11 protein-coding genes are annotated in these 13253 nt (G+C 52.5%); 10 read left to right on the top strand and 1 reads right to left on the bottom strand.

The window, feature by feature from the left end; genetic code table 11:
* Positions 1-1143 precede the first annotated feature (1143 nt).
* Entirely contained in the window at positions 1144-2085 is a 942-nt protein-coding gene (locus AC07V8_RS25315; protein ID WP_494681109.1) for a LysR family transcriptional regulator, read from the bottom strand.
* A gap of 131 nt (positions 2086-2216) precedes the next feature.
* On the opposite strand from AC07V8_RS25315, the gene AC07V8_RS25310 reads away from it, so the two are divergent.
* The 10 genes from AC07V8_RS25310 to AC07V8_RS25265 all read left to right on the top strand — a co-directional run bounded on the left by AC07V8_RS25310 (position 2217) and on the right by AC07V8_RS25265 (position 12880).
* Complete coding sequence (locus AC07V8_RS25310) at positions 2217-3089, top strand: intradiol ring-cleavage dioxygenase (RefSeq protein ID WP_494681108.1); 873 nt, start codon at positions 2217-2219, stop codon at positions 3087-3089.
* Positions 3090-3093: 4 nt separating this feature from the next.
* Positions 3094-3414, top strand: a complete 321-nt coding sequence (locus AC07V8_RS25305) for a Dabb family protein (protein WP_494681107.1) — start codon at positions 3094-3096, stop codon at positions 3412-3414.
* Positions 3407-4468, top strand: a complete 1062-nt coding sequence (locus tag AC07V8_RS25300; protein ID WP_494681106.1) for a maleylacetate reductase — start codon at positions 3407-3409, stop codon at positions 4466-4468. The genes AC07V8_RS25305 and AC07V8_RS25300 overlap by 8 nt, the downstream gene beginning before the upstream one ends.
* 270 nt (positions 4469-4738) lie before the next feature.
* Positions 4739-6058 (top strand): aromatic ring-hydroxylating oxygenase subunit alpha, encoded by a 1320-nt coding sequence (locus AC07V8_RS25295; protein ID WP_494681105.1) that lies wholly within the window; start codon positions 4739-4741, stop codon positions 6056-6058.
* Positions 6055-6534, top strand: a complete 480-nt coding sequence (locus tag AC07V8_RS25290) for an aromatic-ring-hydroxylating dioxygenase subunit beta (protein ID WP_494681104.1) — start codon at positions 6055-6057, stop codon at positions 6532-6534. Before AC07V8_RS25295 ends, AC07V8_RS25290 begins: the two co-directional genes overlap by 4 nt.
* Positions 6531-7769, top strand: coding sequence for an NAD(P)/FAD-dependent oxidoreductase (locus AC07V8_RS25285; RefSeq protein ID WP_494681103.1), 1239 nt, complete (start codon positions 6531-6533; stop codon positions 7767-7769). The genes AC07V8_RS25290 and AC07V8_RS25285 overlap by 4 nt, the downstream gene beginning before the upstream one ends.
* Positions 7766-8134 (top strand): 2Fe-2S iron-sulfur cluster-binding protein, encoded by a 369-nt coding sequence (locus AC07V8_RS25280; RefSeq protein WP_494681102.1) that lies wholly within the window; start codon positions 7766-7768, stop codon positions 8132-8134. Before AC07V8_RS25285 ends, AC07V8_RS25280 begins: the two co-directional genes overlap by 4 nt.
* Before the next feature lie 158 nt (positions 8135-8292).
* The gene (locus AC07V8_RS25275; RefSeq protein WP_494681101.1) at positions 8293-9693 is read left to right on the top strand and encodes an MFS transporter; all 1401 of its coding nucleotides are present in this window, start codon (positions 8293-8295) and stop codon (positions 9691-9693) included.
* A 342-nt stretch (positions 9694-10035) separates the two neighbouring features.
* Positions 10036-11151: a porin gene (locus tag AC07V8_RS25270; protein ID WP_494681100.1), complete on the top strand. Its 1116-nt coding sequence runs from the start codon at positions 10036-10038 to the stop codon at positions 11149-11151.
* Between the two features lie 370 nt (positions 11152-11521).
* A complete protein-coding gene (locus AC07V8_RS25265; RefSeq protein WP_494681099.1) occupies positions 11522-12880 on the top strand; it encodes a carboxylesterase family protein in 1359 nt (452 codons plus the stop codon).
* Positions 12881-13253 lie beyond the last annotated feature (373 nt).

Below are 13253 nucleotides of genomic sequence, written 5' to 3'. Positions count from 1 at the left end.
CGTTACGGACGGCCTCGGTATGACCGGACCTAGCCCCTATTAGCGATCACCAGCCACCTACCAGGTCCGGTGACAACACCCCCCCGGATCATGGGCGACTGGGGGGGGGGGCAGCAATCATGCCGGACCTGGCTGGCCAACACCTCGAGAATCGAGGTCTGTAAATAGTAACGGGGGCGACAAATCGACCGCCATGCGTGAGCTCAAGCGCAATGCCGGCAAGCATCGCTGGAAACCAACCCAAGCCCAGTTCACTGTTTAATTGCGCTCCAGACCCGCATATTAGGTTTGCAAAGGACCTTTGATGATTTCTGTGCCGGACGGTGAGTCAGTCACATCACGTAAACCTTGAATCACAAAGGCCATGCCTACAGCGAGTAGTGCTCCAAATACCGTCAGCGCCGTGGCGCGGCCGTAGAGGTCTGATTGAGTTGTCGATTACTGAACCTAACACCTTAGCCCAAATCAGACTCTGACACAATCCCTGCCAAGCGGCGCGCCGCGGATTTCTTGTCATCTCATTTAGCGCCGCGCGCGATTTGAATCCGCTGTGCTTGAGGGGAATCGGCGCCATGCACGGATTCGGTTAGATTGCCCAAAGCATTGCGGCCTAAGATCATGTTTTAACGGCGTGCGGAAGCCGAAGACATGGCCGTTCCCGATAACTGGAGAGGGAACTTTCCCAGTAGCTCAAGCTATACACACGTCGCGCCCCTGGTAGAGTGTCATTCGCGGTTCACCATACTCGTAAAGGTATGAGGCAAGAATACGGAAAGCGTCGTGTCCTCGATGAGAAAACAAGTTCGCAAACTGCCTGTAGAACTATGCCGGTCGGTCAGGTGAACCCGAAGTATGGAGCTCGCTCCATACACGAAAGTCACGGTGGTCAGCGGTGTTAAGGTCTATTTCTGTGATCCGCTAAGTCCGAGGTGGCGAGGGAAAAACGAAAGCACCAATGGACTGCTTCGGCAATACTTATCCAAAGGCACTAGTCTGGCCAGCTGTCCTCAGGCGGATCTATACAGTATTGCTTTGCAGTTGAATCAACGACCTAGAGAAACGTTGGATTCCATGACGCCTGCAGATAATCTAAACGACATCGTTGGTCGTTGGCGTTGCATTTTCCGGTTAAACCCGTCCAGTCTACGTGATCGAGGAGTTTGCACCGGAACTGATTGAATCCCAACGTTGTTGATAGTTTTGATGATGAAAATTTTCAACCAGGAAATCGATAAAGGCGCGCGTCTTCGCCGGCAACAATTGGCGGTGTTGATAAACAATGTTGATCGATAGCCGAGGTAGCTTCCAGTCGACCATGAGCGGAAGCAGCCGGCCTGCGACAAGGTCATCGTAAATCACGTACGTCGGTTGCACCAGAATACCCATATCTTGTAGAGCTGCGGCACGAAGGATTTGAGCGTCATTGGCTTCCAGCATCGCCTTGATCGGAATCGTGATAGCTTCGTCGCCGCGTCGGAATGTCAGTTTATCGGAATCGTTGGCGTAGGTGTACAGCAGCAACTGGTGCTCCGCCAAAGCTTGCGGCACGCCGGGGGCACCGTGGCGATCTAGATAGGCCGGCGAAGCGGCAAGAACACGCCCCGTATCTGCGAGACGGCGGATCACAAGGTTCGAATCCGGTTCGTATTCTCGCGTCCGGATCGCCACATCAATGTTGTTATCAACGATGTCGTAGTAGCGGTTGGCGGCGACCATCTCCATCCGAACGTTGGGATACCGTTGTGTAAATCCCCGCAGCAGTGGCGAAAGTTGGAGGCAAAGTGACAAGGAGGCGGTCACACGTAGTACGCCCACCGGGTTAACAGTTGTCACGTTGACCGCCTCAATAGCCTCTTGCATATCGGCCATGGCAGCTTTGCAGCGGACGTAAAAATCCTGGCCCACATCAGTAACGAACAGCCGGCGTGTATTGCGTTCGATCAGTCGTGTTCCGAGGCGGCTCTCAAGCGCTGCGAGAAGGCGACTTGCCGAGGCATTCGACAAACTCAGTGCCTCGGCTGCCTTGCTCAGACTGCCAAGTTCGGTGATCTGCACGAACAGTTCAAATTCACTCCATCGATCCATGATCAGTTTTCCATTTTTAGGAAATGTCATTTCCAGTTCTGGCCTTTTATTCCATAGCCGCTATTCATATCATATTACTGCACTTCACGGCAAAGGCTGTCTGCGTCGGAGGTACAAGGAGATCATAGGCCATGCGAAACCTCGACGAGACAACGATCACCCAGGCTGTCATCTCGCGCCACGCGAATGCCTCGAATGAACGTCTGAAGACGATCATGACCAGTCTGGTTCAGCATCTGCACGGATTCGCACGGGAGATTCACCTCACCGAAGTCGAGTGGGCAGCGGGCATCGAGTTCCTCACAGCGGTAGGCCGTACCTGCAGTCCGACACGTCAAGAATTTATTCTGTTATCCGACACGTTGGGCTTGTCGATGCTGGTGTCTGCACAAAACCATCGCAAGCCTGAAAGTTGTACCGAGGCCACTGTATTCGGTCCCTTTCATGTAGAAGGCGCGCCAGAACGCTCGCTCGGTGCTGATGTTGCGAACGGCGCCCAAGGGGCTCCTTGCTTTGTACGCGGCCGCGTCCGCAGTCTAACTGGCGAGCCAATCTCTGGTGCCGTAATCGATGTTTGGCAGGCTGATGCCAATGGCATGTACGACGTACAGTACGAGGAACTTACCGAGTACCGCGCGCGCGCTACGCTGCGATCGGCGCAAGATGGCGGCTACCACTTCCGGAGCATCGTTACGACGCCCTATCAGATTCCACATGATGGTCCCGTCGGGAAAATGTTGGAACTGCTGAACCGCCATGCCTGGCGCCCCGCGCATCTGCATTTTCGAATTAGCGCACCAGGCTTCGAAACGTTGGTCACGCATGTATTCCGCGACCTAGATCCCTATCTAGATTCGGATGCCGTGTTTGGCGTGCGGTCGTCACTTGTAGCGGACTGGAGACGTCATACGGCAGGGCTCACCCCTGATGGCGAGGTTCTCGATACTCCGTTTCATACTCTGGACTTCGACTTCGTGATGAATCCGACGCACAAGGAAAAATGACACCATGATCAAACACATCGTCATGTGGAAGGTTCGAGGCGACACGTTGGATGCGCGGCGTGCCACCGGTGAGAGGATTAAACAACAATTCGAGGGATTGCGCTCACTGATCCCGGGCCTGCGCACGCTGGAGGTCGGACTGGATGTGAGTGGGGCCAGCCATGCTTGTGACGTGGTTCTGTACACCGAATTCGATTCGCCAGAAGCGCTCAAGGTCTATGCAGACCATTCAGAGCATAGACGAGTCAGGCGCGAACTTGGTGACCAGCGGGTGGCTGGTTTTCAGGTTGACTATGTCATTGACGAGGAGCCTGATCATGCTTGATTTCGCCTACAACATTGCGGCTGCACGGGTGGTGTTCGCCCCCGGTGGTCTTGGTCGTCTCGCGGACGAAGTGGCGGCGCTGGGGATCGGACGCGCGCTTGTCCTGTGCACACCCAATCAACGTGATCTGAGCGAGGCGGCCGCAACCCTGCTGGACAAGCGCTGCGGGGGGGTGTTCGATGGTGCGCGCATGCATGTACCGATCGAGGTGGCACGCGAAGCATGCGCGTACGCCACTTCGATGAGCGCCGACGGTGTCGTGGCGATTGGCGGAGGCTCGACCATCGGCCTGGCCAAGGCGATTGCGCTCGACATGGGGTTGCCGGTGGTCGCTGTCCCGACTACCTACGCTGGCTCGGAAATGACGCCTATCTACGGGTTGACTGAGGGCGGTGCCAAGCGAACCGGACGCGATTTGCGCGTACTGCCGCGCACGGTGATCTACGACCCGGAGTTGACACTCGAACTACCGGTGGCGCTGTCGGTAAGCAGCGGTTTGAACGCGATTGCGCATGCCGCCGAAGGACTGTACGCGCGTGACGGCAACCCGGTGCTGAGCCTGATGGCAGAGGAGGGTATTCGGGCTTTGGCCGCTGGCCTCCCGTGCTTGACTGCAGCGCCGCGTGATCTTCCTGCGCGCAGCGATTGCCTATATGGTGCCTGGCTGTGTGGCACGGTACTAGGACAGGCGGGGATGGCGCTACATCATAAGTTGTGCCACGTCCTGGGCGGCAGCTTCGATCTGCCGCATGCGGAAACCCACGCCGTGATGTTGCCGCATACCTTGGCCTACAACGCACCTGTCGTTCCAGATGCGATGCGTCGTGTAGCGCGCGCTATTGGGCGACCTGATGCATGTGTGGGTCTGTACGAACTTGTAAGCGAGCTCTGCGCACCAACCGGGTTGCGCGACTTGGGCGTGGTGGTGGCCGACCTCGACCGTATCGCTGACCTTGCGCTCGCCAACCCATACTGGAACCCGCGTCCGCTGGATCGTGAGGCGATTGTCGGGCTTCTGCGACGCGCCTGGGCCGGTTCTCCTCCCGAATCATGACCACCCCGTCGTCGCAAGATGCGCCGAAACTATTTTTACAGGAAGCTAGCGATGACCAAAATTATCCATCGGCGTCTGACATTCGTGAAGGGATTAAGCATGGCTGCAGCTTATGCAGCAGAACTTAGGATTGAGGTCTCGACGCCTTGAAAGGCACAGCGAACGCCCGTATACGAAGCAGCGTCGCGCTCGCCGTCAAGCAACCGTCGAGGAAAATTGGTGAGCAACGGACAAAATTAATGATGGCTTAATGAAATGAAAAGAAATCACATGAACAACAATGCTTCGAAATCAACGTCGTCACGGCCCGGTATTGAACTGGAATGGCCCGCGGCGGACTTCTCTCGCGTGCCCTACGAAGTGTTCACTGATCCGCACATCTATAGCCGAGAGATGGACCTGTTGTTCCGTGGCCCGGTCTGGAACTACCTGGGATTGGAATGCGAGATCCCGGAGTGGGGAGACTTCCAAACCACCTGGGTTGGGGACATTCGTGTTGTAGTGACGCGCGCCAAAGATGGGACAGTCCATGCGTTCGAGAACAGCTGCGCCCATCGGGGAGCAATCATAGTCGACCAGACGCGTGGGAATGCTAAGCGCCACACCTGTCCATACCATCTATGGACCTACAACCTCGCGGGTAGTCTTACTGGCGTGCCGTTAGAGAAAGGGTATGCTGGCAAAGGTGGTATGCCACCATGCTTCGAAAAAAAAGATCACGGCCTACGCACACTGCGCGTGGCGACTCGAGGTGGGCTGATCTTCGGAACATACAGCGATGCCACCGAAACATTGGACGACTACCTCGGTTCGCACAGCATTACGCAGATCGAACGATTGCTCGGCCAACGCAAGCCAAAAGTCATAGGCTACTTGCGCCAGAAGATCCAGGGTAACTGGAAGCTCTACAATGAGAACGTTCGTGATCCTTATCACGCCTCGCTGCTACACATGTTTCAAGTTTCGTTTGGCATCCAGACACCGGCAATGCAAGGTGGTATCAAATTAGACAAGGATGGAAAGAACACCTGGAACCATTCGATCATGACTGCCGATGATGCGGAGAACCTTGGCAAACTCGAAACCGACTACGCTGATACAGGCAAGCTCATGCCAGATCTCGAGCTGCACGATCCATCGCTGCTCGAAGTTAAGCTAGACCTCGGCGACAACTACAAGACTACTCTTCTTTCTATGTTCCCGACCTTGATCGTTGCTCAGGTCGACAATACCTACGCAATTCGTCACCTGCGCCCCAAAGGTCCGAATGCAGTGGAGCTGCACATCACTTACCTGGGCTTTGAAGACGACACCCCGGAGCAATTGCATAGTCGTCTGCTTCAGGTCAACCTCATCGGCCCGGCTGGCTACATCTCGATGGAAGACGGCGAGGCGCTGCGTCTGGTGCAAGAAGGGAGCAAGATGCGCCGTGGCGACCATTCTGTGCTCGAGATGGGCGGCATCGGAGAGTTGCATGATACCGACTACTTATCCCAAGAGATATCAATCCGAGGTTTTTGGAAACACTACCATCGAATGATGGAATTTCCCCAAGCCGGTGCCTCAAAGATCGAACAGGGGAAGGTATGATGAATCATTCTCTGCAAGAACGCGTAGCGCGCTTCAATTTTGACTATGCGAACGCTCTAAACCAGTGCCGTTTCGCAGAGTGGCCCGAATTTTTTTCGGTCAACGATTGCGATTACCGTATAGTTTCGCGCGAAAATCACGATGCCGGACTCCCGGCTCCGCTAATGGGCTGCTATACGCACGGTATGGTGAAGGATCGCGTAGCCATGCTCATCAAAGGCACGCTAACGTACCGCAAAATGTACTTGCGACATTACATCTCCAACGTGCGTGTCGACAAGGTAGCCAATGGCGCCATCACGGCCAGCGCCAATCTGATTGTCATGCAAAGCGACCATGAGGGTAATTCTTCGGTCTATATAGTCGGAAGCTATGAAGACACGCTTTTGGAGATCAATGGGGAACTTAAGTTGGGTAAGCGGCTGGTTATCGTCGACTCGTTCAGCATCGACAACATGCTTGCTGTGCCCTTATGAATACGCATTCCAGCATTATTATCGTGGGCTGTGGCCTGGCTGGAGCTGAGGCCGCGTTCGCTCTGCGCGAGTACGGGCATCTGGGACGGATCGTGTTGATCGGCAGGGAAATTTGGCCTCCTTACGAGCGGCCACCTCTCTCGAAATCTTACCTCAAGGGCGATTTGACGCGTGACAGGCTCTGGATTCGTCCTGCTGAACTGTACATCGAGCAAGACATAGAGTTGCGCCTAGGTACGGAGGTCACCGCCATCGACCGTGCGAAGCGCTGCGTACGCTTGGACACAGGTGCGATGCTTGACTACGATAAGCTGCTAATCGCTACTGGCGGCGAGGCGCGGCGATTAACGATTCCTGGTGCGGAACTCGACGGCGTGGCGGAACTCAAGACGCTCGACGATGCGGATCGCTTGTTATCTCAGCTGAGGGAATGTAAATCGGTCGTCATCATTGGCGGCGGGTATGTCGGCATGGAGTTTGCGGCGACGGCGCGCCAAGCTGGTTGCGCGGTCACTGTGCTAGAGAGTCAAGCCACGGTTCTGTCACGTTCGCTCTCTGCAGTGATTGCAGAACATCTTCAAAGCGAGCATGAGAAACGAGGCGTGCATGTGCTGACGCGTGTGAGTGTGACGCGGATCGAAGGTGATGATCGCGCTAGCGCCGTTGTTTTGGCGAATGGCCTTCGCTTACCTGCCGAAATGGTGCTAATGAGTATTGGTAACCAGGCCAACGATCTGTTGGCGCGTAACGATGGTGTGCTAGTCGACCGCGGCATCGTGGTTGACCGCGACGGTCGCACCAACGACCCCGATGTGTTCGCAGCCGGTGACTGTACGGTGGTTCACTACGATGGGTTCGACGCGCCGCAGCGGTTGGAGTCGGTACAAAACGCTACCTCGCAAGCTAGGCGAGCCGCAGCGGCGATGTGTGGTCTGACCGCAGGGCACGACGAAGTGCCATGGTTCTGGTCAGATCAATTCAATATAAAACTGCAGATGGCCGGACTGCCCTTGCATGGCGACACCGAACTGGTGCGCGGCGATCCTCATAGCGGTCACTTCAGTGTTATTTACCAGAACACGTCTCGCATGACGGCTATTCAATGCGTCAACGCATCGAATGACTTCGCCGCAGCAAAAAAAATGATCGCCGAGCGTCGCATGTTCCCGGCCGATGACTTATGCAACCCGCATGTCAGCCTGCGCGAGATTCGCCTGAACCTGGCTGCGGAATGAAATGGAAACAATGGCTCAACGTGGCAACACAAAAGGAAATCTCTATGTCCAGTATACAAATCGAAATAACTGACCGCAAAGGCCATGTCAGTCAAATTCTGTGCACACCCGGCGTAACACTCATGGAAGTACTCAAGGCGCGCGGACTTCCTGTGGCGGCGACGTGCGGCGGAGCAAAGTCTTGCGCAACCTGCCATGTTTATGTCAGCGAAAGCAACGCAAAGTTTGCATCACCCGATGAGGAGGAGATCGACTTGTTGTCCGAATCGGACTATTACCGCGAGAAGACTTCGCGCTTGAGTTGTCAAATTTTGCTGCAGCCAACGTTGACTGAATTGCGGGTTGAACTTGCCCCTCAGGATTGATCCTGATTTTTATCGGAAAGAAAATTAATCATCCACGTTGACGCGTGGTGGTAGGTCCATGCCCCCGGTTTGAGCCAATGCAACGGCAGAGCAAGGTGGCGTCATCACACTGAAAACAGGCATTTTAATGCCGAAAAATTATCAATTGGAGACAAATCATGCATCAGAAGAAAAATCTCAATGATCTGAGCGTGGAAGCGCTGGGCGTCAATGTCCAGGACTTCCTCAATCAGCATCCGTTCTCCCGGTTTCAATGGCTCATCTTCGCATTTTGTTTTGCCATCGTCTTGCTGGATGGCTTTGACACTGCCGCCATCGGTTACATTGCGCCTTCACTTATCAACGAATGGGGTATGACGAAGCAGGCATTGGCGCCGGTATTGAGCGCGGCGTTACTTGGTCTAGCGGCTGGCGCTCTTGTAGCAGGACCGTTAGCGGACCGGATGGGCCGCATACTGCTGCTCCGAATTTCTGTACTGTTGTTCGGTGTGGCGTGCACATGGTCATCATTTTCCCCTAACCTTGAGCAGCTCACAGTTCTACGTTTCATAACGGGATTAGGCCTGGGCGCCGCCATGCCCAACGCAATCACCCTGATGAGTGAATACTGCCCTAATCACCGGCGCTCGATGCTCATCAACACCATGTTTTGCGGCTTTCCCATAGGAGCAGCATTTGGCGGGTTTCTGGCCGCGTGGATGATTCCTCAATGGGGTTGGCGTAGCGTGCTGCTACTAGGCGGCATTGTGCCATTAGTTTTGGCCGTGCTAATCCTCTGTTTTCTGCCAGAGTCGGTGTGTTACATGGTAGCCAAGGGGTTGCCGGTAGCGCGTGTCCGCGCTGTTCTTAGCCGTATTTCCGTGACAGCAGCTAACGCCAACTTCTTTGTTATGACCGAAAAGACGGAAGTCTCCGGCGCCAAAAGCAGCATCGGTATGGTGCTTTCCCGCTCTTACATTATAGGGTCGGTCATGCTATGGCTTACCTACTTCATGGGCTTGGTGATCTTCTTTTCGCTCGTCAACTGGATGCCCCTCTTGTTTAAGGATGCAGGATTGGCGCCGAGGACCGCCACGCTTATTGCAGCCTTGTTTCCTCTGGGTGGCGTCGGTGCGATTTTTTTTGGCTGGATGATGGACCGCTACAACGCCAACCGGATAATTGCGACCGGCTACGCGGTGACCGCTATCAGCATTTATTCCATTGGACAGGCCGTCGGCAATGTCGGTATGTTGATGTTCGCCGTGCTGATGGGAGGAATCTTCATGAACACAGCGCAAGTGTCTATGCCAGCACTTGCTGCTACGTTCTATCCGACGCAGGGCCGCGCCACTGGCATCGCCTGGATGCTGAGCATCGGTCGCTTTGGCGGGATTGCCGGTTCATTCCTTATCGCCGAGCTTGTTCGTCGTCAGTTTGGAATTAGCGCGATTTTCTCGATCGTTGCCATTGCGGGATTGATCGCTGCGGCCGCGCTAGTGGTCAAGCAGTTTGTGCATCCCGAGGAGAAATCTGAGGCGTTTGCGCAGGCACTCAAGAGCACGCTCAATCGGGGGTGAAATTGTCGAGTACTTACACAGGCTGATGCTACGAAAGAATTAGCGATAGCAAGAACTTAAAAAAAACGGAACTGAATTATTAATACAAGGGCGGAGGTAATGAAGAGATAGCTATATGGAGGTTTGACGATGTTGCTTAAAAATTGCATTTGTCAAGCGTCTCCGACAAGCTTGGCGAGGACCGTGTTATCCGAGAAAAAAACGAGAAACAACACAATACGGGGTAAGCGAAATAGCGAAAGCAATCTGAACAAGACATGCCGCAATGAAGTTTAAAAAAAATTATATGCATGTCTATGCAATTTATCAGTTGCTTTAGCACTCAATAAATGGAGAGAGACAATGAAAAAGAGAATCTTAATGGCTGAAGTGCTGTTGACAGTCACCGTACATCAAGTCTATGCCGAACCGATCCCCAGCGGAAGTAATGTCGAGATATACGGATTGCTGGACGCTGGTGTTTCCTTTATCAGTAATGAAGGTGGTCACAAAAACCTGAAATCTGACGACGGTATTTATTTCCCCAATCTAATCGGCTTCAAAGGCAGTGAAGATATCGGCGGTGGATTGCACACGATCTTTAACCTGGTAGATCAGTTTTCGCTTGGAACCGGCGCTATCATAAAAGGGCAAAATAAATTATTCGGGCGTGATTCATATGTCGGCCTGGCTAGTACACAGTACGGTAGGCTCACTTTGGGCAACCAACTTGACTTTATGTTTGACAGTTTATTTTTGGGTCATAATGACGCGGCGATGTATGTGGGTGGTCTGTATAACTTCCGTAACGGCCCGTTCGGTAAGATCGCACTTCCAGGTGATCCCCCATACGCTGGCTCATTCGACTGGGACAGGATGAGTGGTGAGACTGTTAGCAATTCTGTCAAATATGTCAGCCCGACATTTAATGGCTTTAGCTTTGGCACTTTGTATGGTTTCGGCGGAATCGCCGGTTCGTTTGGTAACAACAGCACAGTCAGCGCTGGGGCCAACTATGAAATGAACACCTTCGGAGCCGGGGTTGCTTACACCAAGGTGAATTATGGCGGGAATGTTCCCAGAGATACCAACGTGACGAACTGGGGTGCGGGTGCGCATTATGGATTCGGCGATTGGGTAACTTCCGTACTGCTCACGACCGTGCGGAATTCGGCCAACGGTGGTGTGATTGGCGAAGTTGAGCTTGGCGCAACCTATCACTTCAACTCATTTTGGGCGCTGGGCGCGGACTATATGTATATGAAGGGCAATAAATACCTGAACGATAATCATGCGCACCAAGTCACTGCGAAACTGAACTACGCGTTCTCGAGGCGTACAGGCATGTATCTGGAGACGGTCTACCAACGAACCAATGCCGGCGCACAGGCGCTGGTCAACGGCTTGCTTAATCCGACCGATACGTCCAGCGGCCCTAACCAGTTCATCATGCGCATTGGTTTACAAACACGCTTCTGATCCTTGTCATAGTCTCTAAGCACTATTAATTGTCGAAGCGTATGACATTGATATAGGCTGTGGTCGAGAAAACAGATGTGTAATTTGAGTTTAATCCCATGAGATTAATGATTCTTTATCAGTAAATTCCGGTAAGGCGGAGCAAAAGCTCTTATATAGGTAAGGTCCGAGTACGAAGCAATTATCGAGAATTTTGAGATCAGGAATTTTCCGTAAATTAAACGTTCATGGGCATTGAGGGAATTCACGTACTAAACATTGAGATCAGAGGCGAAGAATCGGAGCAACACTGTCCAAATGCGAGAAAATTAGTGCGCGGTGGAAGTCAAAAAAAATGTCTGCGCTTTGGTGTTCTCTTTGATAGAGGGTGATGATGATCTTTATTAAATCAGTATTCTTTTCCGTGGCATATTTAATTTTTCCAGGAGTTGTTTTGGCAAACGATTTTATTCCCAATCATGCTGAGCATGAACTGTCGCAGCCTATCGTAAAATTATCACAGGGAGTTGTCCGGGGACTGCGCGAAGGTTCAGTCAATATTTTTCGCGGCGTACCCTATGCTCGTGCTAAGCGCTTCCAGCAACCTGAAGCACCAGTCCATGAAATAGGCATTCGGGAGGCAATTAATAGCGGCCCACTTTGCCCACAGCAACCAACAAATCTAGATTTTGGATTGGGTAAAGACGAATCGTTACCTACCTCTGAAGATTGTCAAAATCTTTCCATCTACACTCCTGGTTTGAAAACGCGTTTGCCGGTGATGATTTGGTTGCATGGAGGGGCCTTTCTCAACGGCGGTGGCGAACTTGCTAAGTACGACTTCAGAAAGCTTTCTCAAGAACAGCAAATTGTCACTGTAAGTATAAGCTATCGCTTGGGGGCTCTTGGATTTCTGTATTTACCAGAAAAAGGCGTTGTGAATCTAGGTTTGCAAGATCAAATTGCCGCGTTAAATTGGGTCAGCGAGAATATTGAAAAATTTGGTGGTGACCCGAACAACATTACAGTTTTTGGACAATCTGCAGGGGCAGTTTCGATATCTGCCATCATGTCTTCGAATCCAGGGTTGATTCATCGAGCCATCCTGCAAAGTGACCTTCTTGATATCAGTGTGCATACCCCCGTAATGGCAGAGATCAACAGCAAAGCTTTCCTGAAAGAGCTTGGCGTTGATCCAATGACCGCAACGATAGAACAAATACTTCAAGCTCAATTAAAAGTGCAAATGAAGTACACGCAAGGGGCGCCATTTGCCCCTGTATTTGAGGATGGATCTCTATCCAACCCGCCTCAAAATACCGCCTCGCCATCTGATATTTTGATAGGCTGGAATCAAGATGATGCCGCCCCGTTCGCCGCGATGATGCAACATAAATCTCTAACGTCATCTGAAATTTGGTGGCAAAATCCGTTATCCGCCAAGTTGACACATCAACTGCTAGAGAATCCTTCGCGTAATTTCGCTAAGGCTTGGAAACGGACAGGGACAAACGTAATTTTTTATCAAATTAACTGGCGCCCAAGTGGGAGTAAAATTGGGGCGGGTCATTGTGTAGAATTGCCTCTTTTGAGCGGGAATGAATCGCATTGGCATAATGCACCACTTTTGGGAAATGTCCCTTGGAGTGAGGTTGAGAATAGGGGACGGCAACTGCGACAGGCTTGGGCGGCGTTCGCTAAGGACGGAACACCGCCAGTGGCATCGGAGTGGTTATCTGTTGAGCACTAGTGCGTATGAAATTCAAAGTAGTGGCGTTCACAGTTGAATTGCTGAGGTGGGGCCCGGAATATCCGCGATTTTGTGTAATTGGGTTGTCGTTTAATGTTGCGGTATGCGCTCATTAACCATGACGGCGAAGCGATTGAAGGCTGCTTTAGAGTTCGAGTCGGCATCTTCGATTTTTTACTGATGTTGCGCAAAGCCAGATAATACGGTTTGATCAAGGCATCGTCATTTGGAAACGCATCTCGTTATGCATAAAGTCTGAAGGCACTGCCAGCGGCACCAATAACTTATTATAAAGTGAGGGTGTGCTGGATTTTGTGTAAACGGAATTTCGTTTAGTTCGGCGTCATCCGCTCTTCAAACTGGATTGTGAAGC

The organism is Collimonas sp. GW821-FHT02H07 (assembly GCF_059421505.1).
Note: the sequence above shows the minus strand (reverse complement) of the source record. Positions and strands in the feature narration are given on the sequence as shown.